This window comes from Pedobacter sp. AC190, assembly GCF_979258025.1.
In genome coordinates this window covers 4,700,337-4,725,731 of the sequence record NZ_OZ409824.1, presented here as the reverse complement: position 1 = coordinate 4,725,731, position 25,395 = coordinate 4,700,337, and the positions used below count along the sequence as shown (strand labels likewise).

The 25,395-nt window shown below is 37.3% G+C and carries 24 protein-coding genes; 14 read left to right on the top strand and 10 right to left on the bottom strand.

Going from position 1 to position 25,395, the window contains the following annotated elements:
- Nucleotides 1-134: 134 nt before the first annotated feature.
- The 5 genes from ACZZZI_RS20655 to ACZZZI_RS20635 all read left to right on the top strand — a co-directional run bounded on the left by ACZZZI_RS20655 (nt 135) and on the right by ACZZZI_RS20635 (nt 4,830).
- Nucleotides 135-341, top strand: coding sequence for a hypothetical protein (locus tag ACZZZI_RS20655; protein ID WP_463491150.1), 207 nt, complete (start codon nt 135-137; stop codon nt 339-341).
- A complete protein-coding gene (locus tag ACZZZI_RS20650) occupies nt 338-1,135 on the top strand; it encodes an SDR family oxidoreductase (protein WP_463491148.1) in 798 nt (265 codons plus the stop codon). Before ACZZZI_RS20655 ends, ACZZZI_RS20650 begins: the two co-directional genes overlap by 4 nt.
- Nucleotides 1,136-1,401: 266 nt before the next feature.
- Nucleotides 1,402-1,956, top strand: coding sequence for a YciE/YciF ferroxidase family protein (locus ACZZZI_RS20645; RefSeq protein ID WP_316757807.1), 555 nt, complete (start codon nt 1,402-1,404; stop codon nt 1,954-1,956).
- A 13-nt stretch (nt 1,957-1,969) separates the two neighbouring features.
- Nucleotides 1,970-4,162 (top strand): catalase, encoded by a 2,193-nt coding sequence (locus ACZZZI_RS20640; RefSeq protein ID WP_463491145.1) that lies wholly within the window; start codon nt 1,970-1,972, stop codon nt 4,160-4,162.
- Between the two features lie 59 nt (nt 4,163-4,221).
- Nucleotides 4,222-4,830 (top strand): hypothetical protein, encoded by a 609-nt coding sequence (locus ACZZZI_RS20635; RefSeq protein WP_463491143.1) that lies wholly within the window; start codon nt 4,222-4,224, stop codon nt 4,828-4,830.
- On the opposite strand, the gene ACZZZI_RS20630 is transcribed toward ACZZZI_RS20635, so the two are convergent.
- Together ACZZZI_RS20630 and ACZZZI_RS20625 are read right to left on the bottom strand one after the other, a co-directional pair.
- Nucleotides 4,827-5,312, bottom strand: a complete 486-nt coding sequence (locus ACZZZI_RS20630) for an ankyrin repeat domain-containing protein (protein WP_463491141.1) — start codon at nt 5,310-5,312, stop codon at nt 4,827-4,829. The genes ACZZZI_RS20635 and ACZZZI_RS20630 overlap by 4 nt on opposite strands.
- Before the next feature lie 120 nt (nt 5,313-5,432).
- Nucleotides 5,433-5,720: a hypothetical protein gene (locus tag ACZZZI_RS20625; protein WP_344768674.1), complete on the bottom strand. Its 288-nt coding sequence runs from the start codon at nt 5,718-5,720 to the stop codon at nt 5,433-5,435.
- A gap of 239 nt (nt 5,721-5,959) precedes the next feature.
- Here ACZZZI_RS20625 and ACZZZI_RS20620 point away from each other — a divergent pair, with 239 nt between their 5' ends.
- Entirely contained in the window at nt 5,960-6,544 is a 585-nt protein-coding gene (locus tag ACZZZI_RS20620; protein WP_463491139.1) for a hypothetical protein, read from the top strand.
- A gap of 319 nt (nt 6,545-6,863) precedes the next feature.
- Nucleotides 6,864-9,233 (top strand): PAS domain-containing sensor histidine kinase, encoded by a 2,370-nt coding sequence (locus ACZZZI_RS20615; protein ID WP_463491137.1) that lies wholly within the window; start codon nt 6,864-6,866, stop codon nt 9,231-9,233.
- A 144-nt stretch (nt 9,234-9,377) separates the two neighbouring features.
- Here the strand turns inward: ACZZZI_RS20615 and ACZZZI_RS20610 are convergent, their stop codons facing one another.
- Complete coding sequence (locus tag ACZZZI_RS20610; RefSeq protein ID WP_463491135.1) at nt 9,378-9,866, bottom strand: DUF4385 domain-containing protein; 489 nt, start codon at nt 9,864-9,866, stop codon at nt 9,378-9,380.
- A 97-nt stretch (nt 9,867-9,963) separates the two neighbouring features.
- On the opposite strand from ACZZZI_RS20610, the gene ACZZZI_RS20605 reads away from it, so the two are divergent.
- Nucleotides 9,964-10,422 (top strand): PA2169 family four-helix-bundle protein, encoded by a 459-nt coding sequence (locus ACZZZI_RS20605; RefSeq protein WP_316757821.1) that lies wholly within the window; start codon nt 9,964-9,966, stop codon nt 10,420-10,422.
- Nucleotides 10,423-10,695: 273 nt separating this feature from the next.
- Nucleotides 10,696-11,718: an LLM class flavin-dependent oxidoreductase gene (locus ACZZZI_RS20600; protein ID WP_463491132.1), complete on the top strand. Its 1,023-nt coding sequence runs from the start codon at nt 10,696-10,698 to the stop codon at nt 11,716-11,718.
- A 200-nt stretch (nt 11,719-11,918) separates the two neighbouring features.
- Here the strand turns inward: ACZZZI_RS20600 and ACZZZI_RS20595 are convergent, their stop codons facing one another.
- The gene (locus ACZZZI_RS20595; protein ID WP_463491130.1) at nt 11,919-12,473 is read right to left on the bottom strand and encodes a hypothetical protein; all 555 of its coding nucleotides are present in this window, start codon (nt 12,471-12,473) and stop codon (nt 11,919-11,921) included.
- A 311-nt stretch (nt 12,474-12,784) separates the two neighbouring features.
- Between ACZZZI_RS20595 and ACZZZI_RS20590 the strand changes: the two genes are divergently transcribed.
- Both ACZZZI_RS20590 and ACZZZI_RS20585 read left to right on the top strand, forming a co-directional pair.
- A complete protein-coding gene (locus tag ACZZZI_RS20590) occupies nt 12,785-13,552 on the top strand; it encodes an SDR family NAD(P)-dependent oxidoreductase (RefSeq protein ID WP_463491128.1) in 768 nt (255 codons plus the stop codon).
- A 97-nt stretch (nt 13,553-13,649) separates the two neighbouring features.
- Nucleotides 13,650-14,039 carry a LytR/AlgR family response regulator transcription factor gene (locus ACZZZI_RS20585; RefSeq protein ID WP_463491126.1) on the top strand — a complete coding sequence of 130 codons (390 nt, stop codon included), beginning with the start codon at nt 13,650-13,652 and terminating at the stop codon, nt 14,037-14,039.
- 36 nt (nt 14,040-14,075) lie between these two features.
- Here ACZZZI_RS20585 and ACZZZI_RS20580 read toward each other — a convergent pair whose 3' ends face one another.
- From ACZZZI_RS20580 to ACZZZI_RS20555, 6 genes are all read right to left on the bottom strand, one after another.
- Nucleotides 14,076-15,383: an HlyD family secretion protein gene (locus ACZZZI_RS20580; RefSeq protein WP_463491124.1), complete on the bottom strand. Its 1,308-nt coding sequence runs from the start codon at nt 15,381-15,383 to the stop codon at nt 14,076-14,078.
- Nucleotides 15,373-17,565, bottom strand: coding sequence for a peptidase domain-containing ABC transporter (locus tag ACZZZI_RS20575; RefSeq protein ID WP_463491122.1), 2,193 nt, complete (start codon nt 17,563-17,565; stop codon nt 15,373-15,375). The genes ACZZZI_RS20580 and ACZZZI_RS20575 overlap by 11 nt, the downstream gene beginning before the upstream one ends.
- A 1-nt stretch (nt 17,566) precedes the next feature.
- Nucleotides 17,567-18,655, bottom strand: coding sequence for a hypothetical protein (locus ACZZZI_RS20570; RefSeq protein ID WP_463491120.1), 1,089 nt, complete (start codon nt 18,653-18,655; stop codon nt 17,567-17,569).
- 159 nt (nt 18,656-18,814) lie between these two features.
- Entirely contained in the window at nt 18,815-19,747 is a 933-nt protein-coding gene (gwsG, locus tag ACZZZI_RS20565) for a grasp-with-spasm system ATP-grasp peptide maturase (protein ID WP_463491118.1), read from the bottom strand.
- 82 nt (nt 19,748-19,829) lie between these two features.
- A complete protein-coding gene (locus tag ACZZZI_RS20560; RefSeq protein ID WP_463491116.1) occupies nt 19,830-20,033 on the bottom strand; it encodes a hypothetical protein in 204 nt (67 codons plus the stop codon).
- A gap of 44 nt (nt 20,034-20,077) precedes the next feature.
- Nucleotides 20,078-20,281, bottom strand: coding sequence for a hypothetical protein (locus ACZZZI_RS20555; protein WP_463491114.1), 204 nt, complete (start codon nt 20,279-20,281; stop codon nt 20,078-20,080).
- Nucleotides 20,282-20,634: 353 nt separating this feature from the next.
- Between ACZZZI_RS20555 and ACZZZI_RS20550 the strand changes: the two genes are divergently transcribed.
- The 3 genes from ACZZZI_RS20550 (at nt 20,635) to kaiC (ending at nt 25,393) form a co-directional block, all read left to right on the top strand.
- Entirely contained in the window at nt 20,635-22,557 is a 1,923-nt protein-coding gene (locus tag ACZZZI_RS20550; protein ID WP_463491112.1) for a histidine kinase, read from the top strand.
- A gap of 10 nt (nt 22,558-22,567) precedes the next feature.
- Nucleotides 22,568-23,314, top strand: a complete 747-nt coding sequence (locus ACZZZI_RS20545) for a LytR/AlgR family response regulator transcription factor (RefSeq protein ID WP_344768700.1) — start codon at nt 22,568-22,570, stop codon at nt 23,312-23,314.
- A 339-nt stretch (nt 23,315-23,653) separates the two neighbouring features.
- Nucleotides 23,654-25,393 (top strand): circadian clock protein KaiC, encoded by a 1,740-nt coding sequence (gene kaiC, locus ACZZZI_RS20540; RefSeq protein WP_463491109.1) that lies wholly within the window; start codon nt 23,654-23,656, stop codon nt 25,391-25,393.
- Nucleotides 25,394-25,395: the final 2 nt, after the last annotated feature.

Here is a 25,395-nt window from a genome sequence, read left to right as displayed (position 1 = left end):
ATTGAAATCAGGCATTATGCTTCCACTCCTTTTTGGAATGCAAATCCGTGTTCGTGGGCAAAACATTTTCTGAATTTGCTGTGTAGTAAAAATAGATAAGTATTTAGGCAACAATGCCTGCAAAAACATCACCTATGGAAAACAAAGAAACAATTACCAGGCGCCAGGCGGTAGCTGGTCTTGGTCTGGGCATTGCTGGCTTAGCCATAACGCCCACTTTTGCTGCGGAAAATTTATCTGCTCAGGGCAAAGCCGCTGCACTGATTGATCCGACCACGAAATATCCAAGACCACCTTTCGACCCACAACAGCAACCCTTTCCAGGGCTGCCAGCAAAATGAATCCAAAGCCTGATCACGGCGAACTAAGCTATAAAGGTTCTGGAAGGCTGATGGGTAGAAAAGCACTGATTACTGGGGGAGATTCGGGAATGGGTAGGGCGGCTGCAATCGCTTTTGCAAGGGAGGGCGCAGATGTGGTAATCAATTATCTGCCAGCTGAAGAATCTGATGCGAGGGAAGTGATTGATCTGATCACCAAGGCTGGACGAAAGGGCTATGCAATTCCAGGCGACCTTCGGGAAGAATCCTTTTGCAAGCGTTTAGTGGAAGATAGCGTCAAGAAATTGGGAGGCCTTGATATTGTGGTTAGCAATGCAGCAAGGCAACAGACCAAACCATCGATCCTGGAGATCAGCACAGAGGATTTTGACGCAACGATTAAAACGAATATTTATGGTCCGTTTTGGCTGCTTAAAGCATCCATTCCGCATTTGAAGCCTGGATCGAGTATTATCGTGACCACTTCTGAGCAGGCACATGATCCTTCGCCAGAACTTTTTGATTATGCCCAAACCAAGGCTGCCAATACGAGTACAGTAAGATCGCTCGCCAAGTTTCTTACGCCAAAAGGGGTAAGGGTGAACGGGGTAGCACCTGGGCCGATCTGGACACCGCTCCAGGTGGGCGGCGGCGCCACTGATGAAAAGTTGAAGGAGTTTGGAAAGGCGACTCCAATGGGAAGACCTGGTCAGCCTGCTGAACTGGCATCGATTTATGTGCAGCTTGCCGATAACAGCGCCAGTTATTCTACAGGACAAATCTATGGGGCAATGGGCGGAGGCGGCCAACCTTAAGATTTTAAGTACGACATTTCTACCCGCGGCATTCCATCTTTTGCATGGAATGCCGCGGTTTTTTCGGCGGGTGAGGACACCAGCCGATAGAAGGTATGTAGGTGCGAACACAAGCCGATAGACGGCATGGAAGTGCAGATACTAGCCGATAGATGGGATCTAACTTAGTTTTTTTTCGGCGGGTGAGGACACCAGCCGATAGATTGCAATAAAAAGTTAAAACTTATTTTAATCCATAAGGTTGTAGATGAAAAGACCTATCAACCATGAAAACAAAAGATACTGGGAGCGACGCTAAATTTGCTTCTAAAACAACAACAGAAAAATCTCCAGCATTAAAGGAACTTTTTAAAGATGGGATTGCTGATTTATATTGGGCCGAAAATCATCTGGTTAAATCCTTACCGAAAATGATTTCTGCCGCGACTGCACCTGAACTGAAGGATGCTATAACTGCTCATCTGGAAGAAACCAAGGGCCATGTCAAACGCCTTGAAGATGTTTTTGGATTGCTTGGCGAGAAAGCAATAGCAAAGAAATGCGATGCAATGGAAGGCTTGACAAAAGAAGCAGAGGGTATTGTGGAAGAAACTGAACCTGGCACTGCCACGCGGGATGTAGGCATCATTCTGGCATCACAAAAGGTTGAGCATTACGAAATTGCCAGTTATGGCGGTCTGTATCAGCTGGCCATTACGCTGGGTTTAACGGATGTGGCGGAGATTCTGGAACAAACACTTAGCGAGGAAAAGATGGCCGATACGAAACTTACAGATATCGCAGGAAATGAAATAAATTATAAAGCAGCCGAAGAGGCTTAAAATAACAGAAGCTATGGCTAAAAAAACTTCCCAAAAAAATAGTGCATCAGCGCAACAGGAAAACGATAAAACCACTAAACTGCAGTCGTTCACAACAGATGCTTCTGATCAGTTTATGACCACAAACCACGGTCTGAAAATCAATGACGACCAAAACTCGCTCAAATCAGGCGATCGGGGGGCAACCTTACTGGAAGATTTCATCCTCCGAGAAAAAATAACACATTTCGATCATGAACGCATACCTGAACGAATTGTACATGCGAGGGGTTCGGCCGCTCACGGTGTATTTAAAGTGTATGAGGATATGTCTAAATGGACAAAGGCTGCTTTTTTATGTAATCCAGGTGAGGAAACGCCTGTTTTTGTGCGGTTTTCAACAGTTGCTGGCTCGAGGGGATCTACCGATTTGGCAAGAGATGTGCGGGGCTTTGCGGTAAAGTTTTACACCCAGGAAGGCAATTTCGACCTGGTGGGAAATAATATGCCAGTTTTTTTTATTCAGGATGCCATCAAATTTCCAGATTTAATACATGCTGTAAAACCTGAACCAGATAACGAAATGCCCCAGGCAGCATCGGCTCACGACACGTTCTGGGATTTTATTTCGCAAATGCCTGAGTCTGCTCATATGATTATGTGGGCCATGAGTGATCGTGCCTTACCCAGGAGCTATCGCATGATGGAAGGTTTTGGGGTACATACATTTCGTTTTGTTAATCAGCAGGGTGTTTCAAATTTCGTTAAATTCCACTGGAAACCGCTTCTTGGCGTTCACGCAGTTGCCTGGGATGAGGCTCAGAATATTTCTGGAAAGGATCCAGATTTTCATCGCAGAGATCTATGGGATGCGATTGAATCGGGTGCATTTCCTGAGTGGGAACTCGGCGTACAGATTGTACCTGAGGAAGATGAATTTAAATTTGATTTCGACATTTTAGACCCTACGAAATTGATTCCCGAAGAGCTTGTTCCTGTTCAACGCATCGGTAAGATGACTTTAAACCGCAACCCAGAAAATTTCTTTGCCGAAACAGAACAGGTTGCTTTCCACGTTGGTCATGTCGTTCCTGGTATTGATTTCACAAATGATCCGCTGCTACAGGGAAGATTGTTTTCGTATACCGATACCCAGTTAATCCGTTTGGGTGGACCTAATTTTCATGAAATTCCAATAAACAGGCCGATTATTCCAGTTCATAACAATCAACGGGATGGCTATATGCGGCAAACTATTAATCGGGGCAAAACCAGTTATGGTCCAAATGCATTGGGTAATAATGATCCTTTGCAGGCAAAAGGCTCGGAAGGGGGCTTTGTAAGCTATAATGAGCGGATAGATGCCAAAAAAATCAGGGCAAGAAGCCGAAGTTTTTTCGATCACTTTTCACAGGCACGTTTGTTTTTTAACTCACAAAGTGATGCAGAGCGAAATCATACTATAGATGCCCTGAGTTTTGAACTCGGAAAGGTAAAGGCAGTGCCTGTTCGCGAAAGAATGCTTGCGGTTTTAGTTCAGATCGATAAATCACTTGCTGCGGAAGTTGCATTTGCATTGGGGTTGCATATCCCTAAAATTGCACTCGATGAGCTAAATAATAGTATTCCTGCAGATGCTGACCCAAAAGATTACACTTCGCTAAATCCAAAGGGCAGCCTTTCCAAATCAGATGCGCTGAGCATGGCTGGTACTGTTAAAAATACCATCCAAACCAGAAAGGTTGCAATTCTTGCAGCAGATGGTGTCGATGAGAAATCACTAAGCAAGGTGAAAGATACACTAATCGCTCAGGGAGCGGTTGTGCATATTATAGCTCCCAAACTTGGTCATATTATTTCTAAGGGAGATCAGCAGATTACCCCTGACGAAAGTTTTCTTACTGCCGCATCGGTGCTCTATGATGCCGTATATATTCCTGGCGGCTCAAATTCTGTGGCAACTTTAGAAGCAGAAGCTAATGCTGTTCATTTCTTAAATGAGGCTTTTAAGCACTGCAAAGCAATAGCTGCCGACGATGAGGCAATTCAGGTATTGGAATCAACTTATTTTTTTAAAAAATTACCTGCAGAGTACTCAACTGATACTGTGTTACGCGAGGGGGTCATCGTATCCTCTGATATCAACAGCTTAAAAGATATTTTTATAAAAATGATAGCGATGCACCGTTTCTGGGATCGTGAAAATCCTAGAAAAATTCCAGCATAAATCATTGAATCTTGGATCAGGCGGGGGCTCTTCGATGCCTCCGCTGTTTTTTGAAAAACATGGAAAACGAAATTGATTTGCTTGATATTATTCCTGCTCAATATGTTGGCAGCTCAATGGATGCCGTGGAAAAAAGAATCTTTACATCACAGGAAGAAGCTGATGTTTTCTTTGCCAAAGCATGCGAGCGATTATTATTGATAAATGATTGGGAAAAGCACTCGGGTATCTCTTCGTTTCAGCTTATCGATGCCAATGGTATACGAGCCGAGCGAAAAGCGATAATCAGGGATTTTATCAGAATTGATATTCCTGGGCCAGGTACTTATGCTGGTATGGGGTATGACTGGGTGAGGATAGAGGATATTAGATTGCTGGAAAATAGCGAACAGCAGCTATTGTATATGACGGTTCGACCAAGCTGCCATCCGATGGATAAAGATGGTACTATTGCTCATTTTCTTAAAGCGGAAGCAACATCAACATTTATAGTAAGGAAAGTTAAACTCGAAATATTTGCCGAGGAACATGGACGTAACGAGTTGGCAAATACGTCTGATGGAAGTTTTCTGGATAAAAGCAGGAACTTAATTGTTGGAATCGCAGCAAAAATTGGTCTTTCGTATCCCCAATGGAAGAGTTTAGTGAAAGGGCTATTAAGAGATTAACCTTCGTAAACAAAATTCTGTAAAATTTCCAAGCCTTTTTCGTTACCCTGAAGAGCGGCAAAATCCAGAGCATCCTGGCCCTTGATATCTTTTATGTATTTATCAGCGCCGTGCTCTAAAAGCAATTGTAAAATGTCGTTCCTACCAAACATGGCTGCAAACATTAGCGCTGTGCCACCATTGCCATGTTGTAAATCAAGATTTGCACCGCATTCAATCAGTAATTGTGCTATTTCAATATATCCTTTAAAGCTAACGCCCATTAAGGCCGTATTGCCACCTTCATCTGCCGCATCTAAATTAGCACCGTTAGCAATGAGTAATTTTGCTGCTTCCAGCTGATTATTATAACAGGCAATTATCAGAGGCGTGTAGCCTTTTAAATCGCGGTGATTAACGTCGACATTCCTGGCAAAAAGTTCTTGCAAAACCACAATTTCTCCCTTTCTGGCAGCTGGAATTATAAGCTCATTTATGTTCATAATCTTTGAATGGTTTTGGGCGTAGCTAAGCAACATTCTCTTGCCAAAAAAGTTTTTTAGTTAGATCTTCTGTTTGAATATTGTTTTTATAATTAGGTGTTTGGCAGAGAAAATGATACGCTAATTATTTTCATACCATTTCGGTAGCGGGATGTAATCATCATTCCAATGGAGTTCATCTTCTTCATCTTTGAACCCTGCTGAAATAAATTTTATATCTGTATGAAGTTTCGAGATCTCTTTCTTAAATTGATAAGCATCAATGCGGAGTTGATGATATAACTCATCAATCTCGCTGTGAGAAGGTGCCAATAATACTAAAACCTTTTGTCCCTCAGCTATCGAAATAACCATTGTTCCTGTTACTACCATTTCAATTAAACTGATAATTCCAGTAAAAAGTTTCAAGAGTTTAAAAAAAACTCTATTCCTGAAGCACTGGCTTTTCAATCACGCTAAAAATTGTACACTTTTAAGCTGTTGTATGAATAATTATGGAGCATTTTAATGAAAGTAAGTTTATTGATTAGATCCGTTTTATTAGCCGTAACTAAACAAAAAGATCATGCAATTTTCTAATAATATTAAAACTTTTGGTCATTGCCGTTGTATTATTTGTATTGATTACATGATATTTATATTTTAATATGAAGAATTTTAGACAACTGGTTTGGTTAAAGCCGGCCATTGGATTTGCGGTTTTATGCCTGATGGCTTGTAATAGTGCAGATAAAAGATCGAGCATGGAAAAAGATAGCATTTCTGGAGATACGGTTATGCCAAACAAGGTCGGGGGATCAGAAACCTTTCAGACTAAGCTCGATGGAGAGGCTGCTGATCATTTGAGAAACATAACTTATTCTTTGCTTATGGAAGACCGTCTTTTAAAACTCCAGGCAGGAAATGCGAAAAATAAGCCTTCAGAAACCTTGACACAGCTTATGGATATTAATCGAGCAAGCTTAAAGCGGATGGAAGCCTATGCGACAGGAAAAAGCATAATTTTGCCATCAGATTTACTTTCCAATCAGCAAATTACCCTCGATTCGGTAAAATCATTAGCAACCGCCAATGGCGACAAAGCACGCTCTACACTGCTAAAGGCTAATGGGTCAGCTCTTTTAAAAGAGTTAGAACGGTCGGCCAATAACCGTGATCAGGATTTCAAAAAGTTTATGAACGAGGAATACGCTAATCAACAGAAAAAAAACAACTTACTTCAGTCGCTTTAAGGAAGGGCAATGCTCTTTATTGCAAATGGCTAATTGGCGAAAGAGTGAATTGCCGTTCACCATCTTAGTATGTAGTATTTTTTATTTGTTGTAAAACTTATTTTTTAAGTAATTGGGTTTAATGCCCTCGAATCCTGTTAATTTTGGGTTGGTTGAGGATAATGCTTTGATCAGTGGTTTTTGATCCCTAATACTATCTCCATGTTTTGAGGTTAGTTAATGAGTAAAATATCTCAAAGGCATTTTGCTCTATTTTTGGCCAGTTTCAAAAAAAATATAACATTTAAAGCAAAATTATATTTTTTGTGTTAGGATATATATGACAGATTTTTCTACCAGGGCAGTATCAAATAATCAGCACTTTGCTGAAACTGAAGCTCGTTTCAATGCACTACTCAAAGCAACATCAGATGTTATATATTCTTTCAGCCCTGATTGGAGGGAAATGAGGGAGCTGTATGGCCGAGGTTTTTTAAAGGATACCAAGGGCCCTACACTGAACTGGAAGGAAAATAATGTTCATCCTGAGGATCTGGATTTGGTTAATCAAACCATTGAGCTAGCGATTGCTGAAAAGAAAGTATTTTACCTGGAGCACCGCGTTTTGCGGGCAGACGGTTCTCCAGGGTGGACCATTTCCAGGGCGGTACCCATTTTAGATAATGACGGGGAAATTATCGAATGGTTTGGTACTGCCAGCGACATTACTGAACGTAAAAATGCTGAATTGCAACTTGTGGAAGCCCGAATAAAATCTGATCAGCAGAAACGGTTCTACGAAACCGTTACCTCTAATACGCCCGATTTAATGTATGTTTTTGATCTGGAATATCGCTTTACCTATGCAAACCAGGCCTTGCTAACCATGTGGGGCAAAACATGGGAAGATGCTATTGGTAAGAGTCTTCTTGAAAACGGATATGAACCCTGGCATGCAGAAATGCACGAACGCGAGATCGATAATATTAAAGAAAACAAACAACCGATAAGGGGAGAAGTATCTTTCCCACATGCTGTTTTGGGTAAGAGAATTTATGATTATATTCTAACGCCTGTGCTTGATGATCATGGTGAGGTGGAGGCAATTGCTGGCACTACACGTGATGTGACTGATCGAAAGCGAATTGAGGAATCTCTTGAAAATAGTGCCAAGGATTTACAGGCCATAAACGAGGAACTGGCAGCTTCAAATGAAGAACTGGCAACTTCCATTGAAGAGGTTGCAATGGTAAATCAAGAACTTATCCTTGCCCAGGATCAGGTAGCAGAATCACAGCTTGCTTTTCGTTTAGCCGTTAGCGCAGCAAATTTCGGTACCTGGTTTATTCATTCAACGACCAGAGAATTTATTACCGATGCCCGTTTAAAAGAGCTTTTCGGCTATTATGAGGATGAACCCCTGACTATAGAAGATGCACTTGCACAGATTACCGAAGAATACCGACCATTTGTGGCTTCTAAATTGGAAAATGCTATTTATAATAATGGTGATTACGATGTTACCTATCCCGTTGTCGGCCTGCATGATCATCGTTTTCGATGGCTTAGGGCAATCGGAAATTTGAAGGTAGATTCTTCAGGGACGTTCTCTGCTTTTACGGGTGTGGTGATGGATATAACGGAACAGTATCTGGCAGAAGCTGAAGTAAAACTTGCTGCGGAGAATCTGAGCATGGCAATTGAGGCAGCTGGACTGGGAACTTTTCAGATAAATGCAATTGACAGAACATTTGTTGCATCTGCGAAGCTTAAGGAATTTTTTGGCTTTGATCCAGACGATGTTGTGCCTTATGAGGCTGCCATCAACCAGATCCATCCAGATTACCGTCAGCAAGTTGCGGAGCTGGTCGAGCTTACGATTAATGAAGGTGGTCGTTTTGATACTGAATATCCGATAATAGGAAATATAGATGGCAAAACCCGTTGGGTGAGGGCTATCGGAGAGATGCAGCAACGCAACGGAAAAGAATATTTTACAGGTGTAATCAACGAGATTACAGAGAAGAAATTGGATGAAATCCGTAAAAATGATTTTATTGGGATGGTTAGCCATGAGCTTAAAACACCGCTAACTTCCATGAAAGCATACATTCAGGTGCTAAATTACCGGCTTAAAAATTATGAAGAAGAATTTGTAATCAAAACGCTGGAAAGAGCAGATTTGCAAGTCAACAAGATGACGACCATGATAAATGGTTTTTTAAATATCTCAAGACTGGAGTCTGGAAAAATTGATATCAGTCTGCAAAATTTCGACATAGCTGCTCTATTAAAAGAAATAGAAGAAGAAACTCAGGGGACTATTTCTACCCATGAACTGCTGTTTTCTCCTTCCTCAGAAATTTTTATTAATGCCGACAGGGAAAAAATTGCGCATGTAATCCATAACCTCATTAGCAACTCTGTGAAATATTCAGCATTTGGAACTAAAATATTAATTAACTGCGATACTTTAAAAGATGAAGTGATTGTTAGTGTTAAAGATCAGGGAATGGGCATACGGTCATCAGATGCAATTCATATTTTCGACCGCTATTACCGAGTTGAAGGAGAACATATGCATTCGATTTCTGGCTTTGGAATCGGTCTTTATTTGTGCGCTGAAATTGTTAAACGGCACGAAGGCAGGATCTGGTTAGAGAGTGAATATGGTGTAGGTTCGCAGTTTGTTTTTAGTCTGCCAATTTAAGGAGTTAATGGATAGTTGCTAAATTGAATTTGGTATCAATCAGTTGCTTCATTGCCTGAAGAACTTAGTAATCTTAAATAAAAGGACGCTGTTGTAGGCCATGTGTCTGAATAAGGTAGAGCTACTTATTATAATTTCACGTTGCTAGCCCTTTTCTTTTTTCCAGTCGGTTTTTAATTTTCTATAGACTGGGTTGGCTTCGGCCATTTTATAGAGGGCGTAGAAGATTGCTGCAGACTTTGCTTTTTCGTCTGAGCCTGTTCCGCGCTGCATTTGTTTATAATCATTTTCCTTGTCATACTTTTTGCCCCCTTTGTAGTTGGCATATCTTTTTGCACGGGTATATCCCATTTGCAGATATTTCCTTGCCATATCTGCGCCCACGAAATCATTTTCTTTGATGTAGTTATTAAACATTTCGAAAATCTTGCTGCTACTCTCCATGGCAATTTCTGGGGTTCGGAAGCGCCAATGCTGGCCGATTTCGGATTTGTAAGGCTCACAGATCAAAACGCCCTGTTCACCTTTTCCCACCCTATATTTTTCGGGGTATTTTCTGTAATCGATATCTGGTTTCCATGGATAACTGTCGATCTCAAAATCCAGATAGGAGGGTTTTCTTTGGCTGGTCATAAGTAAGCAACAGGTTTGTTTAATATTATGTTTTTGATGGTTGTACGAATTGTCAAAACCTTATCGGCTATTAATGGTTTTAAATAAAAGAATCATCATGGAAAATAATCAAGAAATTATATCAGACTTAAAGGGCTTAGTATCCATCGTAAATGATGGAAAGGAAGGCTACAAATCAGCATCAGAATCTACAGAAAATGTAGAATTGAAAGCGGTTTTTTTGAAATATGTAGCAGAACGTGCATTATATGAAACTGAACTGAAAGCCCATTTGGCAAAACATGGCGGTGATTCAGAGAATGATGAAGGCGGAATATTAGGTGCAATCCACCGTACCTGGATCGATATTAAGGAGGCATTAACTGATAAAAGCGAATCTGCATTGTTAAGTGCAATTGTAACTGGTGAGAAAGCTGCTTTGGAGAAATACGATATGGTGATTAAGGATAACCAGTTGCATGAGGATCATTTGAACTTGTTGACTACGCAAAGGAACGGAATTGCTGAATCCTTGAAAGAAATTGAGGTATTGGAGCAGAAGTATAAGGACTTATAGTTTTTATGCTAATTTATTTTTCGTTGCGGATAAGATTTCGGTTTATTTTTCCGTTATTTAATTCGAGAGCGTTAATTTAGATAAGCGGGAAGAGCCTTTGGTTTTTCCCGCTTTCTTTTTTAATACCTTTTGTAACGTATTTAAAGGTATTTTACTGCTATGGTTTCATAGAATGGTTTAGCTCTCAGATTTATTGAATTTGCAATTGATATGACTACCTGGTGACCTGGGTTCTTTTGTCATATTGGTAAATTTGGTTTCAATTTTTACAGTATGAAAAAAATAGGATTCTTATCATTTGGCCATTGGTCCGACCATCCATCATACCTCACCCGTACCGCAGGCGATACATTATTGCAATCCATCGATCTTGCTGTAGCCGCCGAAGAAATTGGTTTGGATGGTGCATATTTTAGGGTGCATCATTTTGCAAGGCAACTTGCCTCTCCATTTCCTTTACTTTCAGCGATTGGGGCTAAGACCAATAAAATAGAAATTGGAACTGGGGTAATCGATATGCGTTATGAAAATCCGCTTTATATGGTTGAGGATGCAGGTGCGGCCGATCTGATCTCTGGTGGCAGGTTACAACTTGGCATCAGCAGGGGTTCGCCCGAGCAGGTAATCGAAGGCTGGCGCCATTTCGGTTATGAACCAAAAGCGGGCAAGAATGATGCAGATATGGGCAGGGAAAAAGCAATTGAGTTTTTGAATGGCTTAAGTGGAGAAGGCTTTGCACAGCCCAATCCAAATCCAATGTTTCCAAATCCTCCTGGACTGCTTCGCCTTGAGCCTCATTCGGAAGGGCTTCGCGAACGCATCTGGTGGGGAGCTGCTTCCAATGCAACAGCGATATGGGCAGCGGAAAACGGAATGAACCTGCAAAGTTCTACGTTGAAGTTTGACGAAAACGGAAAGCCTTTCCATATCCAGCAGGCAGAGCAGATCAGGTTGTATAAAGAAGCCTGGAAGAAAGCAGGGCACCAGCGTGAGGGCCGAGTATCGGTAAGTCGTTCGATTTTTGCGCTGATGAACGATCAGGATAGGTATTATTTCGGACAGCAAGGTAAAGGAGCTGACAGCTTTGGTTATATCGAGCCTACCCAGAGGGCGGTCTTCGGTAAGGGTTATGCAGCGGAGCCCGATCAGCTGATTAAGGAATTAGCCCAGGATGAGGCAATTCAGGAAGCGGATACTGTACTTTTGACAATCCCGAATACCCTGGGTGTGGATTATAATGTGCATGTGCTGTCTTCCATATTAGAAAATGTAGCCCCAGGACTAGGCTGGCGATAACTAGCTCATAATTTTTGAGACTTTTAATTACCAGCAATGTTTAATATTTGCGAAGCTTTTTTTACAGGAGCAGGAGGAACTGAAGTTTTCAAAGTAATCTTCATTTAGTATATAAGAGTCTGGTGCATTCGCCAGGCTCTTATATTTACTTATTCTAAATTTCGACGATTGACAAATGAAGGAACATACAATCCTAACCCTTAGCAAAGGTTATCTTTGTTAAAGTCACGTTTAAAGAGCAACTTATTGTTTTGTTCTATATAATCGCCTGATACAATTAAATACGGATGATTAGGCGAATATCCTGCGCTATGGCTTCTAACTATTATTTTGTCGTTTACTTTTAGGCTGTTTAGCTGCTGAAACTCCTTTGCATTAAACTGCATCATGTATTCTTCGCCACCAATTCTCACGATCAGCCATTTTGAAGCAGTTGAATTCGCATTTGGGCGCTGGAAGGTAACGGATGTTATGACAGCCTCCATATTGGTGAAATCTTTGATGTGTTTCCTTATTTTATCATGACTGGCATGCACTTTTTTACCTTCAGGGGAAATCTCCCATTTTTTGTACTTTATGCCGTCGGCAGAAGCCTCCCATTTTTTCCTGTCTTCTACCTGTCGGGCTTTCTGCTCGGAGTTTGACGAAGGTTTTGGCGATTGTTTACTTTTAACGTCGCGGTTGGCAAAAACTAATCCGCTCAACACAACCAGTGGCAAGATCAGTACGTAAGTGATTCTTTTTAAATTTTTCATAACCTTTTCAAATTGATTAAGCAAAGCTATTATGATATTGATCGAACCGAGTGATTTGTATTGTAAATAAAAATGTAAATTTTGTAAATAATTCTTAAATAGAAGACAATAGCCTAAATAGTAGAATTTTGGGGTGGCAATAAATTTGATGTTGCTTTGTTATCAGGCGTTTTCCTGGACAGGAAATTCATTTTCGTTTTTTAAGAATGCGATAAAGTTCATTTTTGAATTGATGAATGTTTTATCAATCGATTTTATTTAAAACAAAAAAGCTTTGTAAACCTTAATCTTTAAAGCTTTATTAATCACTTATGAATCGATTTGAAAATAAAACTGTTTTAGTAACAGGAAGCAGTCAGGGAATTGGAGCAGCATGTGCAATAAGATTTGCACAAGAAGGTGCTAATGTAATTTTTAACGGACATAAGTTTGATGAGCGGGGTGAAAAACTTATAAGTGAGGTAGAGCAGATGGGGAGAAAGGCAGTTTTTATCGAAGCCGATATTAGTCGTAAAAAAGGTGTTGAGAAATTAATTACTCAAGCTGTTAAGGCATTTGGCGGCCTCGATGTTCTAGTTAATAATGCAGGTATGGAAATTAAGAATCCGTTTTGGAAAATTACTGAAGAAGAATATGATGATGTAATGAATACCAATTTTAAGGGTTTGTTTTTCGGAATACAGGCCTTTACTAACTATTGTATAAAACAAAAAATTGCTGGTGTAATTGTAAATGTAAGTTCTGTGCACGAAGAGATACCTTTCCCAGGTTATGCCGCTTACTGTGCAAGCAAGGGTGCGGTTAAAATGCTTTGCAGGAATCTGGCTATTGAACTTGCTGATTTTAATATTAGAATAAATAATGTTGCCCCAGGAGCTATCGAAACGCCGATAAATAAATCACTTTTAGCCAATAAGAAAAAACTAAATAAGGTGTTGGAAAATATTCCGCTAAAACGCTTAGGGAAACCTGAGGATGTTGCAGGAATTGTATCTTTTTTAGCCTCCAGCGATGCTGATTATGTAACTGGTTCGAGTTACTTTGTTGATGGTGGCTTAACCTGGCAATACGAGGAATAAAGGGCTATAATTACGTTTAGTACTTCTGGTTGTATTATTTATTATACTTTTATTATTATTTCTGAACAATTTGTGATTTAGCGTGTTTCAATCATTAATGAAAAACTCTAAATTATATCGCTGTGTAGTTGTAGATGATGATCGTACTTTCCTGGATTTGGTGACGACATATATCGGCCGAATACCGAAGCTTAACTTGCTTAAAAGTTATGATTCGGGAATTTCTGCTATTAAAGAAATTAATGATGGCGATAATATCGACTTTCTTTTTCTGGATATTAGAATGGATGTTTCGGGTATAGATGTTGCCAGGCTATTAAGAGACAAGGTAAAATTTATAGTTTTTATGACGGCTTACGATGAATTTGCGTTAAATGCATTTCAAGTTGGTGGAGATAAATATTTAACCAAACCTGTTTATTTTCCAAAATTTTTGGAAACCATTAATCAGGTTTTAAGGCGAAATAATGCTGCGATGATTGAGTAGTTATCAATCGCAAAATGTTTTAATAAATGCAATGCATTATTCTGTTTGGTAGCCTGTTAGTTTTCTAATCTGGTAAAAAAACCGCTCAATTAACCTTAAATCCTGCGTTACAATTTCGGCGTTGCCTTTAAGTTCCTTATCAAAAGGTAACACTTTTTTATATGAAGTTTTTAACCCTTTTGGAAGCGTTACATCAACATAGTAGTTTCCCTTTTCATCGGGTGTAAAAGAAATATTCTGAACCCTACCTTCAACAACACCATATTCCTGAAATCGATAGTTATCTAACTTAATCAGAACCTTTTCTCCTTTGGCTATCTTTCCAGAATTAACCGACGGAACCAACATTTTTCCTATTAGTGCTTTTTTATCTAAAGGTAAAATGGAAAGTATTGGTTCTCCTCGTTTTACAAACTGATTTTCGCCCCAAAACTGCTGAAAACTGGCAATGCCATCAATTGAAGAAACAACCAGGTAATTTTGTTCCCAGGCTCTTAACGAGCGCCTCAGTTGCTCAAATAATTGCAGGGTTTGCGAAGCGAAATTGATTTTGTCTTTTTCTGCATTAATGGTCGTGCCGCTTTTTGTTTTATCGAGGTTAGAAATAGCTTCCTTTGTTTGAGATAAAGAAATCTCTAGATCTTCCAAGCTCTGCTGTGCCTGTAAAAATTTAATTTTTTCACTTTCAAATTCGAATGTCGAAATTACCTTTTGATTCAGCAGTTGTTGGGCACGCTGGTAATTTTTCTTTACAAGATCGAATTTTGCGAGTTCGAAGGTTTTTTGCCTTCTAAGCGTAATTATCCTGCTTTTGTTTGTTATTATATTTTGATCAGTTGCTAAATTTTCTGGCGCATAGGGTTTTAAACGAGTGAATAGTTTTTCGTCCTGAAATGCCTTGGCAAAATTATTATAATCGCTCTGCACTTCGCCAAGTTTAAAGCCTGAAATTTTACCCAGGGGAAAAGAAGCCAGCTGATTATTTGTGGCGGCATCTGTTATTTTCTTGAGCTGTAAAACATCTCTATAATTTGCGGTCGATTGCAAAACCATTAAAATTTCATCTTTTTTTACCTCTTGATTATCCCTTATAAATATCTTTTCAATTTTAGAATCGGTTCTAAATTGTAGTTTTTCGGGTGGATTTTGAGAAGTGACAACGATAGTTGCGGGCACAAATTCTGGGTATTTAATGAAATAACTCATCAGTAGAATCATTAAAATTATCCCCAATATCACTACATTACCCCAGCGAAACATCCAATGTGGCGGTTCTGCTAAAATATCCTGCACACCATCTGAGCGAAGTTCAACCTCATCCAATTTATCTCTTTTAGTTTCCAAGTTCGAGCTGGTTTTTTATTAATTTATAGTATTCTCCTTTTTTGGCTACCAATTCTGTATGGTTGCCTTCTTCAACAACAGTTCCTTTATCAAGTACAATAATTTTATCTGCATGCTTAACTGTTGATAATCTATGTGCAATAACTACTGCGGTTTTACCCTTAAAAAATTGTTCAAGATTCTCGATAATTACCTTTTCGTTGTTTGCATCTAATGCACTGGTGGCTTCATCAAAAAAGATATATTCTGGCGATTTATAAACAGCTCTGGCAATAAACAATCTTTGCTTTTGTCCGCCGCTAACGCCCACGCCTTCATTGCCAATTTTGGTATTGTAATTTAACGGCAAGCTTTCGATAAACTCCTGTATATTAGCGATATCTATTGCTTTTCTTAGTTTTTGCTTATCAATGGTGTCTTCGCCAATGGCGATATTATTTGCTATCGTATCGTTAAATACATAGCTTTCCTGCATCACCACACCGCAATGATTTCTCCAATACCTTGGCGAAATATTCTTCATATCCGTATTTCCAATTTTGATTTCGCCTGTATCTGGGTCGTAGAATTTTGTGAGTAGTTTAAGTAAAGTTGTTTTACCACTACCGCTTGCGCCAACTATTGCCGTAGTTTTTTGATAAGGGATAACGAGATTCAAATCCTGAAAAACGGATGAACTTGCGCCAGTATATCTGAAAGAAACATTATTTAATTCTATATCTTTTTCTGCAATTTCTGTAGCATACTGTTTATCGTTGTTTTCTTCCTCTTCCTTATTGTGGATTTCGCCTAATCGTTCGAGTGAAATTTTGGCATCTTGTGTTTGTTTAATAAAATCTATTAATTGGAGCAGCGGACTATTGAGCTGGCCAATGATATATTGTACAGAAAGCATCATGCCCAGCGTTAAGTTTCCGCTTAATACCAATTTTGCCGCCAGAAAACTTACTAAAATATCCTTTATCTGATTAATAAAACCTCCACCAACTGATTGCCATTGCTCTAACGAAAGGGCTTTAATTTTAATTTTAAATAGCTTAACCTGTAAAAATTCCCAACCCCAACGTTTTTGTTTTTCGGCATTATGCATTTTAATTTCTTGCATGCCATTAATTAATTCGATTACAGTGCTTTGTTCCTGAGCTATCTGCGAGAACATTTTGTAGTCTAATTCTTTTCTTTTTTTCAGAAAAAAGCTAATCCAAGCCACATATAATACGGCACCTATTATATAAACGAAAAATAACCGATAATCGTAAACGAGTAGTACAACACTAAAAATTATCAGGTTCACCATCGAGAATAAGGTATTCAAAGAAGAATTGGTTAAGAGCTGCTCTATTCTATGATGATCGTTTATTCGCTGCATAATATCTCCAGTCATTCTGGTATCGAAGAAACTGATGGGAAGTTTCATCAACTTGATAAAGAAATCGGAGATTATGGAGATATTAATACGGGTAGAGAGATGTAATAAAATCCAGCTTCGTATTATTTCGATTCCCATTTTACCAATAAAAAGCATTACCTGAGCCAATAAAACAAGATAGATAAAGTTAATATCCTGGTTTTGTATGCCAACATCAACAATGCTTTGCGTAAGAAAGGGAAAAATAAGTGATAGTAAACTGCCCGCTAAAAGGCCAATAGCCAGTTGGATCACAAGCGATTTGTACTTCAATAAATATCTGGAGAGAAAAGAGAAACTTGTTTTGCTTTCTTCTTCGTCAAAGTCGTTTTTGTAAAAAGACGGGCTGGTTTCTAAAATGAGTGCAATACCTTCTTCGGTATTGTCGTGGGCATTTTCACCAATCCAATGTTTAATAAAATCTTCCTTTGTGTAAGATATTAACCCATAACTCGGGTCGGAAATGTAAACATTATTGGCCTTATCAATTTTATAAACTACTACATAATGGTTTTTATTCCAGTGTGCGATGCAAGGCAATGGCGCATCAGCAACCAGTGTATTAAAGTCTATTTTAACCCCTAAAGTTCTAAAGCCTAAAGTTTCTGCAGCATTACTAAGTCCAAGCAAGCCGCTCCCTGCTCTGGTGGTTTCAGAAAGTGTTCTTAAGTGTTGTAACGGAATGCTTTTATTATAGTGTTTAGCTATAATGCGTAAGCAAGTAGGGCCACAATCTTTAGCATCTGGTTGTTTGTAAAAGGGGAATTTTTTCATACTAAGTATTCCAGATTTTATCAAAGTTTTCGGATAACTTTTCCTGATCTATGGTGCAACCTGATGCAGAAATATACACTCCAGATTCTTCCAGATTTAAGTAACCCTCTTCATTACTCCATTTTGATAAATATGGATTATAAACACATTCAAATTGATGAAACCAGTGCTTTTTACCTTTTGAGGGAACTCGGCTATCTACACACATGTACCTATATTCGCAATCACAGCATACAAGCGTTTCCTTTTTTTTAATGGCACCTAATTCCTTGAAGTTTGATGATGAAATTATTTCCTTAAATTGTGATGAGGATACCGATTTTATACAACCAAAATTCTCCGAATTATTTAAACCATTTTTTATATTTCCATTTTCATCGATATAAACTTTAGCAAAGTAGTAAGAGTGAAAATTATATGCTTCTAAAAAATGTTCGGCATTAATAGCCAATTTATCGATACTGAGCGTTCTTTTATAGGTTGAAAATTCTTCTTCAAAAAAGTTGTAATATATGTTTTGAGATAGTTGCGTTTTATCTATAATTTTTTTCGAATTAAAGAAATTCACTGAAAAAATTAAACTGTAATTAGCAAATAGCTTTTTATACTCATCCAATTTTTCAATGTTAGAATTTTCGATATAGAGATAGATACTATCTATTTCAAGCTCACTTACTTTTTGCAAAATCGCAAGTAAATTGTCATCTATTTCTTGAGATATAATTGACAGATTTAAAAGGTATTGATCTTTAATTAAATCTAAGAAGCGAAAATCTATATTCGAATGAATAATAACATCAGTTAGTGGGTTAGGATTTTCAAAATTCCTATTTAAACTTTTGAAATGCTTTTTTTGTTCGCTAGTTGAAAGTTGAAATATGATTTCTTCATTAACCAAGAAATCGATAAGTTCTTCTCGCTCTTCAACATCTGCAATTTTATCAAATTGTATAAAATCATTTGTATCCAGAATAGCACAATGTTCTTTTGGAATAAGAAAATAATCTTTTCGAAGAATATCATAAATAATGGCTCGGTTGTATCCCTTTACGGGTACACATAATTGATTTCTTAAAAATAGATTGTTCATATTGGCGATTTATAAAGAAAGTCTAACTGCAAATTACTGGTTGTAAAAATTTTTGACTCCCTGGTTTTTACCAGATATTTAGGTCTGTCTTTTTTAATTAAAGATTTTAAATGAATAGGAGCATTCCCGCTAAGTATTTCGAGTTGGATGTTTTTCATATCATAGAGTTAAAGCGATTTCCTTTTCTAAATTGTAGTTGCATGGTGTAGAAACCATTCCGAATTGACCAATTGGATTTAGGTCTAAAAAATAATATTGCTGATCTTCTTTTGAATAAACAACATCGAACGAAGCGCAGTTTAATCCTATAGCATCAAGTAATTTTTTTATTTTTCGTTGGTAAGATTTTGGGAATTGATATGGTGTAATCCTATTGGGCTTTGAATTATCGTAATTTCTAAAATCTACTTTGGTTTTATTATTATTCTGCGAAAAAATAGCCATTGCATAAAAACTTCCATCTAAGTAGAAGCATCTTAATTCGTAAGCCTTGATAATATTTTTCTGAAAAAATGTAGGCACAAATTCATTTGGTAAACTGCGAATGTCTTCGAGTACAATTTCTGAGGTGTATGCCATATGAAGCGAACTATCCGAATCGTAAGTAGAAAACGGTGCATTCAAAGGTTTTGAGATGATATTTTTTTCTCTGTTGTAAAAATCTATTAGTACATTTTTGCAACTTGTAACTATAAAATTTGGAACAAGTACATTAAATCTTTTACATAAATCTAAAAGGTAGAGTTTATTTATGTCGCTGGTTTTAAAATTATTTAAGCAATTATTTTTATCAAAAGCATAATGCATATATTCCATTAAGCATGTATTTTCAGAAGATAAATAATTGTTAATATGCTCGCTTTTAAAATTATTCATCAAATATAAATCGCCTCTTCTGTACCATATTTTGGTTATCTCATTGCTTTTCAATATTTTACCATCTATATTCAATATGAAATCTTGTTCTGTAAGTGATATTAACTTTACATTGGTATTTTCGTTTATTCGAATAAATTCTTTTTTCAGATGTATTAGCCAATTAATAACTCGGCTTGTGGAATAATCATCATTAATGGAAAAAATTAAAATCATAAGCTTATAGTTGCAACTTTTATTAAGAATTTTAAAAACGGAGGGCAAAGCCTCCGCCTTTATGTAAATTATTTCTACCTAATTAGCAAGGGCTACAATCGTAAAAATCCATGTTCGATCCCGTCTGTTTACCACCATCATCGAAAGTTGTTGTGTAAGTATCAGAGCAATGAGGGCTTTTCGTTGCGCTTGAACATTCATGATAAGTTGTAGCTAGTCTTCCTCCGTTGATTTGGCAGCTTGATAAATCAATTCTTTTCTCGAATAAACTTTTGTTGTTTTTCATGTTTTTGTGTTTAAATTTTTAAAATCGGTTTGTTAAATACTTTGTTAATTAGGACAGTCAAAGTCTGTGCAGGTTTTTATTGTACCACCTTTGTCTGATTTTGTTGTGTACTTAGTGTCTGTACAACCATTAGTGTTGGTAGACGTAGAACTTTCCTTTTGGGTAACTTCTTCAGCCAATCTTCCTCCATTAATTTGACAACTTTTTAAATCGATTCTTTTTTCAAATAAGCTTTTGTTTGTTTTCATAATACATAAAATTTTAATTGAGTTTTCGCCAACGTACCCTGGCGTTTAGGTTTTTTATTAACCTAAATCTCAATACAGCAAAATTGGATTACAACATGTAGTTGATATACGACAGGGTTGAATAAATATTCGTTTATTATTAACTTCTATTCGTTTTAACCAACTATTTCTAGAATTATTAGGTTATAGACTCCGCTTTGCTGATTATTAACAATTGATGTGCTTTCAAATAATTATTTATCAGATACGAATATGGATTAAAGCGTAACGAATATTCGATAGCCATACTAATTGAGGTTTTCTGTATCTATATTTAGCCGATATTTAATCAAATTGATAATCTAAATTCTTTAATGAGTAACAAGGAAATAAAAACAGCTATAACTTTTTACATTAGTTTATTTACATTATTGGTAATCTCTTGTAATCACGAAAAAAGTACTTCGAAAGTAGAAAATGCTAAAGCGGTAGTTTCCACGCAGAAAGACTATTTAAACCTGATTATTTCGTTTGATACGCTTGCTTCAGCTACGGTAAAAAAAATGGTTTACGTAGAAGATAGCTTGCTATACCAACAAGCTAACCGAGAAGAAAATCCTTTTTATCATTATTTTAAAGGAAGGAGATATAGCATTGAGAAAAAACGCGACAGTGCTCTAATTGAATTTAGTAAAATGAAAGGTGAAAAAGTAGCGGATCCTATTGAGTTACTTAAGAAATATCATCAATTAGATTTGGCGCTTGGTAATGGTTCGATGGTAGAATCTGTTTTGGTAAAACGCATTTTCTCTTTAATTGAAAATGGCGAACGTCTGAAAAGTAAACTAACTTATCGTTTTTACGATTTACTGGCAAGGGCTTACTATCAAAACCATAACGAAGAAAAATCTTTATTGTACGCCGCCCTGTATTTCAAAAACCATCCATTTAATTCGCATCCAATTGTTAAGCAAAGGTATTTTGATATTTCTTTCCTTTTAGCATCTCGCTTAGGCGATTTTAAGAAAATGGCATATTATAATGTTCAGGCCCGCACTTTAGCTAAAAAATTAGGCGATAGTTTGGCAATTGCCCGTACGTATGATAATGAATCGCAAATTTACAGTGCGCAAATGCAATACAATAAGGCGCTGGCATCGAGCAGGATCTATTTTAACTATTTAAAGAAAACCAACGACTTAAACGATATAGCTTACAATAACCTGGCAACGTCTTTTATATTAAATAAGCAGGCAGATTCTGCTATTTTTTATTACAAGGCGGGTATGGCGTTGGAACACAAAGATTTATCTGGAAAGCAGAAAAAGATCTATTATTTAGGTTTGGTAGAAGCTTATAAAATGAAAGGCGATTTTGCTAAAGCATTCGCAGCCTTAGATTCTGCTCACAGCATTGAATTACGCAATAATAAGGCAATTGAAACCGTAAAAGTTGCAGAAATGCATGAGAAATATGAAACAGAGAAGAAAGACCAAAACATACTCCAATTAAAAAGCAGAAACAAGCTTAATGAAACCATAATTAAACAGCAACGTTGGTCGATGTTTTTGATTGTAATTATTTTCATAGTAATGGTGGCTTTATTTTATATTGTTTACAGGCAACAGCGTTTACGAGAAAAAAATACCTTATTAAAGTCTGAAAACCAAAGATTAACTATGGAGCAGAAGTTGCTTCAGGTTCAGTTAAATCCACACTTTATTTTTAATGCCATTTCTAATCTGCAAGGTTTAGTCGCTACTGGCGATACAACTGAATCCGTTCGTTACCTGCAATCTTTCTCTGGTTTATTACGTGGTATTTTAGAGCAAAACCGAAAAGATTTTATAGAAATTAAAGAGGAAATTACTTCCTTAAATAACTACATACAACTGCAACAAATGCGCTATGCAGATGTTTTTAATTATGAAATTACTGTCGGAGATGATTTAGACCTTGACGAAATTCTTATTCCGCCGATGTTGATTCAACCTTTTGTTGAAAACACGATAGAACACGGTTTTAGAAACATTACATACAAAGGTTTATTAAAAATTTCTTTTAAGATTGATGGTGAATATTTGGTGATTACTATTGATGATAATGGTTGCGGTTTGACCAAAAAGGCCGATGATAAGCAGAAAAAACAATCGCTTGCTCAAATTATTTTAAAAGAACGCTTCGATTTATTATTTACCTCACGCAAGCAAAAAGCCCATTTTAAGGTCGCTGATAAAGTAGGAGCTGATGCAAAAGGCGTACTTGTTGAGATTATTATGCCTATAATAAACAACTAATATGAAAGCTATGAAACTGTATATTTTAGAAGATGAAATTCGAATTTTACAACACATTCTTCAGATCGTAAATCGAATTGATTACCTGGAAGTAATTGGCTCTTCTGCCGAAATTGCTGTTGCAGCTAAAGAAATACCAGCCTTGAAACCTGATATTATTTTGGCTGATATTCGGCTAAAGGATGGGGACAGTTTTCATCTCTTTCATGAAATCGGTATTAACGATTTTCAGGTGGTATTTTTAACAGCCTACGATCAATATGCAATACAGGCACTTAATTTAGGCGCATTTGGTTATTTATTAAAACCGATCGATGAAGTATCGCTTACCGCTTTATTACACAAATGTTTTCATCATCGTGAACACGAAAAATTTGAGCAACAGCAACTGGCTGTTTCCAGAGATTATTATCTGGCTCAAGGCTTAGGTGCAAGCAAACGCATCGCCTTAAAAAGTGTCGAGTTTATTGAAGTGGTATCCATAGAAGATATTATGTATTGCAAAAGTGATAAAGGATACACGACATTTTATTTAAATAATGGTCATGATATTTTGGTTTCGAAAGGATTAAAAGAATATGAAAGTTTGCTTACTCCTTTTGGTTTTCTAAGGTGTCATCAATCGTATTTGGTAAATTTTAAATACGTTAAAAAATACTATCGAGAAGGTTATTTACAAATGGAAAACAAGGAAAGTATTATTGTATCTAGCAGGAAAAAAGAAGAGGTACTTAGGTATTTGGAAAATATTGCCTAACCTGCATTTGAGCGTATAAAGTAGAGCATTTTTTAACTCAGCCAGTTTAAAAGCATTAAATTCTAAAATTGGAATTACCCGTATCTGGTTATAGCTGTCAAGTTTTATTATAAACAAGCTTCCTAAAAAGCTATTCAATTTTTGAAAAACCTCCAGTTTTTACATTTTTTTTAATTTATAGTTATATGTTGTGCAATTAGGTAAATACTATTCCGCAATTGCTTAATTATTGGTTTTTAATTTTTAGGATTAAAACCTTTTATACTATTCCTTGTTTGAGTAGGGTGGAAGTTGCAATTTGGACTATTTTTAATAGCTTTAATAATTAAATTTTAATTAATGGCTAAATTGAACAAACAGCCCTCGCCTGTAGCGATCTCAAAAACACTTACTGGAATTGCTGGATTAGACGAAATTACCCTTGGAGGCCTTCCTTCGGGTCGCCCTACCTTGATCTGCGGAGAGGCAGGTTCTGGAAAAACACTTTTTTCGATTGAATTTATTGTCAGAGGTGCCCTTGATTATGGTGAACCTGGCGTATTTATGGCTTTTGAAGAAAAGGCAGATGAACTTAAAACGAACGTTGCTTCTTTAGGATTCGATCTTGAAAAGCTAGAGCATGAAAAAAAAATCCGTATAGATTATATCCATATTGATCGTGCCGAGATAGAAGAAACTGGCGAGTATGATCTTGAAGGCCTATTTATACGTTTGAATTATGCTATTGACAGTATAGGTGCCAAGCGTGTTGTGTTGGATACGATTGAAAATCTTTTCTCAGGACTTAAAAATGAAGGGATATTACGTGCTGAAATTCGCAGGTTATTTCAGTTTCTAAAATCGAAGGGCGTAACCGCGATTATTACTGGTGAGCGTGGAGAAAAAAGCCTAACTCGCCAAGGATTAGAAGAATATGTATCGGACTGCGTGATTCTTTTGGATCACCGAATTATTAATCAAATCTCTACCCGCAGACTTAGGATTGTGAAATACCGAGGTTCTGTTCATGGCACAAATGAGTATCCTTTTTTAATTGATGATGAGGGTATATCGGTACTGCCAATAACCTCGCTGGAATTAAATAAAGAGGTTTCATCTGAAAGCATTTCTTCGGGCGTTAAGGCACTCGATAAAATGTTGGGTAATGCAGGTTTCTATAGAGGGAGCAGTATATTAGCATCTGGCACCGCTGGTACAGGGAAAACCAGTATCGCAGCCAGTTTCGCCAATGCAACATGTCTAAGGAAAGAGAAATGTTTATTCTTTGCTTTTGAGGAATCTCCGAAACAAATTATCCGTAATATGAGGTCGATTGGTATGGATCTGCAAAAACATGTTGATGATAAGTATCTTCAGTTTTATGCATCCCGACCTACACTGTTTGGGCTCGAGATGCATTTAGTAGCCATACATAAAGCCATCCATAAATTTAAACCTGATGCAGTTATTCTCGATCCAATTACGAATCTGATAACGATTGGCTCGGTTAGTGAAGTGAAAACAATGCTGGTACGCCTGATCGATTTTCTGCAGATTCAGCAGATAACGGTTATGTTTACTGCATTAACCCTAAATAATGTGGTTAACGAACAAACCGATGAGGGGGTTTCTTCTTTAGTTGATGCCTGGTTGCAAATCCGAGATATCGAAAATAATGGAGAGCGGAACCGTGGATTGTATATCATGAAATCACGAGGTATGAAACATTCTAATCAAATCAGAGAATTTGTGATTACCGATAAAGGTTTGGATTTGGTTGATGTATTCTTAACGGAAGATGGCGTGCTCACAGGTTCGGCCAGAGAAGCAAGATTATTACTGCAGCAGACAGGAGAAATTATTCATGAACAGGCAGTAAGCAGAAAAGACCGAGAGCTTATTCGTAAGCGAAAAGTGCTCGAATCTAAAATTGACAGTCTAAGATCTGAATACGAATCGGCAGAAGAAGAATTAAATAAAGTATATGTAGAGGAAGCGTTGAAAAAGCAAATTATGGGCGATACAATATCAAAAATAACTGATCTTCGTCGGGCTGATATTTCGGCTCCTGTTAAATCCAAAACAAAAAAAAACGAATAAAT

Coding starts and splice junctions, on each gene's coding strand:
- ACZZZI_RS20570 (WP_463491120.1), bottom strand. CDS start 18,655: ATGAACAATCTATTTTTAAGAAATCAATTATGTGTACCCGTAAAGGGA.
- ACZZZI_RS20605 (WP_316757821.1), top strand. CDS start 9,964: ATGGAAAATAATCAAGAAATTATATCAGACTTAAAGGGCTTAGTATCC.
- ACZZZI_RS20555 (WP_463491114.1), bottom strand. CDS start 20,281: ATGAAAACAAACAAAAGCTTATTTGAAAAAAGAATCGATTTAAAAAGT.
- gwsG (WP_463491118.1), bottom strand. CDS start 19,747: ATGATTTTAATTTTTTCCATTAATGATGATTATTCCACAAGCCGAGTT.
- ACZZZI_RS20600 (WP_463491132.1), top strand. CDS start 10,696: ATGAAAAAAATAGGATTCTTATCATTTGGCCATTGGTCCGACCATCCA.
- ACZZZI_RS20635 (WP_463491143.1), top strand. CDS start 4,222: ATGGAAAACGAAATTGATTTGCTTGATATTATTCCTGCTCAATATGTT.
- ACZZZI_RS20655 (WP_463491150.1), top strand. CDS start 135: ATGGAAAACAAAGAAACAATTACCAGGCGCCAGGCGGTAGCTGGTCTT.
- ACZZZI_RS20590 (WP_463491128.1), top strand. CDS start 12,785: ATGAATCGATTTGAAAATAAAACTGTTTTAGTAACAGGAAGCAGTCAG.
- ACZZZI_RS20545 (WP_344768700.1), top strand. CDS start 22,568: ATGAAACTGTATATTTTAGAAGATGAAATTCGAATTTTACAACACATT.
- ACZZZI_RS20645 (WP_316757807.1), top strand. CDS start 1,402: ATGAAAACAAAAGATACTGGGAGCGACGCTAAATTTGCTTCTAAAACA.
- ACZZZI_RS20650 (WP_463491148.1), top strand. CDS start 338: ATGAATCCAAAGCCTGATCACGGCGAACTAAGCTATAAAGGTTCTGGA.
- ACZZZI_RS20550 (WP_463491112.1), top strand. CDS start 20,635: ATGAGTAACAAGGAAATAAAAACAGCTATAACTTTTTACATTAGTTTA.
- ACZZZI_RS20575 (WP_463491122.1), bottom strand. CDS start 17,565: ATGAAAAAATTCCCCTTTTACAAACAACCAGATGCTAAAGATTGTGGC.
- ACZZZI_RS20640 (WP_463491145.1), top strand. CDS start 1,970: ATGGCTAAAAAAACTTCCCAAAAAAATAGTGCATCAGCGCAACAGGAA.
- kaiC (WP_463491109.1), top strand. CDS start 23,654: ATGGCTAAATTGAACAAACAGCCCTCGCCTGTAGCGATCTCAAAAACA.
- ACZZZI_RS20560 (WP_463491116.1), bottom strand. CDS start 20,033: ATGAAAAACAACAAAAGTTTATTCGAGAAAAGAATTGATTTATCAAGC.
- ACZZZI_RS20585 (WP_463491126.1), top strand. CDS start 13,650: ATGAAAAACTCTAAATTATATCGCTGTGTAGTTGTAGATGATGATCGT.
- ACZZZI_RS20610 (WP_463491135.1), bottom strand. CDS start 9,866: ATGACCAGCCAAAGAAAACCCTCCTATCTGGATTTTGAGATCGACAGT.
- ACZZZI_RS20595 (WP_463491130.1), bottom strand. CDS start 12,473: ATGAAAAATTTAAAAAGAATCACTTACGTACTGATCTTGCCACTGGTT.
- ACZZZI_RS20620 (WP_463491139.1), top strand. CDS start 5,960: ATGAAGAATTTTAGACAACTGGTTTGGTTAAAGCCGGCCATTGGATTT.
- ACZZZI_RS20615 (WP_463491137.1), top strand. CDS start 6,864: ATGACAGATTTTTCTACCAGGGCAGTATCAAATAATCAGCACTTTGCT.
- ACZZZI_RS20630 (WP_463491141.1), bottom strand. CDS start 5,312: ATGAACATAAATGAGCTTATAATTCCAGCTGCCAGAAAGGGAGAAATT.